This window comes from Gelidibacter sp., assembly GCF_035577925.1.
Classification (GTDB): Bacteria; Bacteroidota; Bacteroidia; order Flavobacteriales; family Flavobacteriaceae; genus Gelidibacter.
This window is the reverse complement of record NZ_DATJCY010000407.1, coordinates 1-2,356: the sequence shown is the minus strand read 5'-3', so window position 1 is coordinate 2,356 and position 2,356 is coordinate 1. Positions and strand designations below refer to the sequence as shown.

Below are 2,356 nucleotides of genomic sequence, written 5' to 3'. Positions count from 1 at the left end.
TAATATTGGTGTGGGTAAAAGAAAAGTTGGACGTATTAGCTTTGGTGTTAATACTTGTGCCATTAGCTATTAAATTATAATTCGCATTTCCGCCCGAATTGGTTGCAGAAATATTCAAACTCCCGCCAAAAGAAAGTATGGTCGTGCTATTTTGTTGTGGATGTGTTAAGGTGACTTGAAAACTTCCAACATTTAATAAGATGTCTTGGCTTTTTTTATCGCCAGTGCCGTTTTTTGCTTTAATTAAAAATCCAATGCGTCCAATTCCGGTTCGGTTGTAGAACGTTGTTGGTGTAAATGAAATGCTATACGTGTCATTTCCTGAATTGTAAGTGAGTTTGTTGGCTTCATTGGAATTCTCCCAAGTTCCGTTGGTTGGTGAGTTCTGTTCATTTGAAAGATTCATATCGTAGGACCAGCTCCATAGATATAAGGCGTTTCCGGTAACGCCCCAAGTGGCTTCGTTGATGCTGCTTCCGTTGAAGGTCAGTGTGATGTTTTGGTTTTCTTCAAAAGGAGAGGGATTGACACTATAAGTTGCCGTTTGTTGTTGTGAAAAACAAATTGTCGTTATAAAAAGAGCTATCAAGAAGGTAAAGTTCTTCATAAAATTAAAATTTTAATAAAAAAAGGCTGACCAAAACAGATCAGCCTTTTTACAGTTTTTGTTTTTTTTTACTGCAATGTTGCGGTATATGAATATGCTCTTGGTTGAGATAAATCAAGTTCAATTTTATATGTGCCATTTACAGCAACTGTCATGTCCGCTCCGCCATATTCTAGACTTCCATCCGCGTCATCGTCACCTAAATTTAGATCCCATCCATCATTTGCCCTAAATTTAAAAGCATTTCCTCCAGCTGATAGAGCAATTGTAATTTCCCATTTTTTAGTATCTTGGTTATAGATCATATCTTGATCTTGAACCCCATTATCTGGCCATCCTAGCGGAGTGGCACTGCCAGTAATAGCCCATGACGTTGTTTGAAGACTATATGTTAACGTTGTTGTGTTTGCTTTTACTAAATAGTATCCAGCGTCAGCAATTTTGGCGTTAACTTCGCCTTCTTGTATTAATACTCCAGTGAAATTTCCGTCATCACCGTAATCGCCATCAAAAGATGTGTTTGTTGGTAAAAATTTAAATTCAGCATTAGTTTCATTTATATAAACAAAACCTTCAAAATCAGTTTTATCAGGTGCTGAAGCTGCTAAGGCTACAGCGTCTGCTGCGGTCCACTTTGCTCCATAACCGCTTAGTTCTAAAAAGCTACCTACAACGAATAATTTAGGTATTTCAGTGCTGCCGCCTGATGCTTCTTGAAGAACCACAGAGATGATTTTAGACTCGGTATAGATTTGTGTTGAACTATTGGTATCACCAACATAGGCACGAATTCTCACTGAAAAGGCTCCTGTGTTTGGTTCTGGAGTTTCAGGATCAGCATCTAAACCAGCTTCAGTAGCTACGGCCAACATCTGACCAATAGTCATTGCAATTTCGTTTTCTGTGGTTGTGCCTACCAATTTAGCATCGGTAAAATCGCCTAAAATGGAACGTTCTAAATCATAAGAAATGTTTGTTTGAACACCAAAATCGGCACTCGACCATGTAAAGCGTTCACCAAGATTATTTCCTGTAGATGCGGTTAAAATGTACTCAGGCAGAATGTTATTGGTTATAGAAAATCCATCTGGTTCTTGGGCGATGAAAACTACATCGTCATCAGTTTGGCAAGAATTTAGCCCTATTACGGCGAAAATAAGTAAGCTAAATATTTTAATTTTTTTCATCTGTTTGTCTTTTTTAATATCCTTGGTTTTGTTGTAAGTTGGTATTGATGCCTAAGTCGGTGGCTGGTAAGGGCATAAGGTCCCTGAACGCTTCGGTTGTAGCACCCTGTGGTACATTCTTTTTCCATGGCCAGGTGCCCTGATCTGAAAACTGGCCAAAACGAATCAAATCAGTTCGCCTATGTGCTTCCCAGAACAATTCCCTTGAACGCTCGGCCAAAATAAAATCGAGGGTCAAATCGGCCTGATTGATATTGCCAGTAGCATTGCCATAAGCTCTTGTTCTGAGTTGGTTGATATAGTTGACTGCATTGGCTGCTGAACCGCCGCCGCCTCTAATAACTGCTTCGGCATACATAAGATATGTGTCCGATAATCGGAACATTGGAAAATCAGTATCTACAATATCGCCTGTAGGATCTGATCCTGCTTTACCCGTAACATCGACATTTTTGAATTTTTCTACGGCATAACCATCGGTAAATGTGGAAATGTTATTAATTTCCTTTGTTTGGTCCTTTGTGAAAAATAAGGCTCTTCCGTCGGGAGAATTGGCTTCTCC

At 39.2% G+C, this 2,356-nt stretch carries 2 protein-coding genes and 1 pseudogene; all 3 read right to left on the bottom strand.

Going from position 1 to position 2,356, the window contains the following annotated elements; all coding sequences use genetic code 11:
- Positions 1-607, bottom strand: a pseudogene (locus VNJ50_RS15275) (alpha-amylase); the annotation flags it as partial.
- Positions 608-675: 68 nt separating this feature from the next.
- Complete coding sequence (locus VNJ50_RS15270; protein ID WP_325583157.1) at positions 676-1,794, bottom strand: SusE domain-containing protein; 1,119 nt, start codon at positions 1,792-1,794, stop codon at positions 676-678.
- A 13-nt stretch (positions 1,795-1,807) separates the two neighbouring features.
- On the bottom strand, positions 1,808-2,356 hold a 549-nt coding region (locus VNJ50_RS15265; protein WP_325583156.1), incomplete at its 5' end, for a RagB/SusD family nutrient uptake outer membrane protein.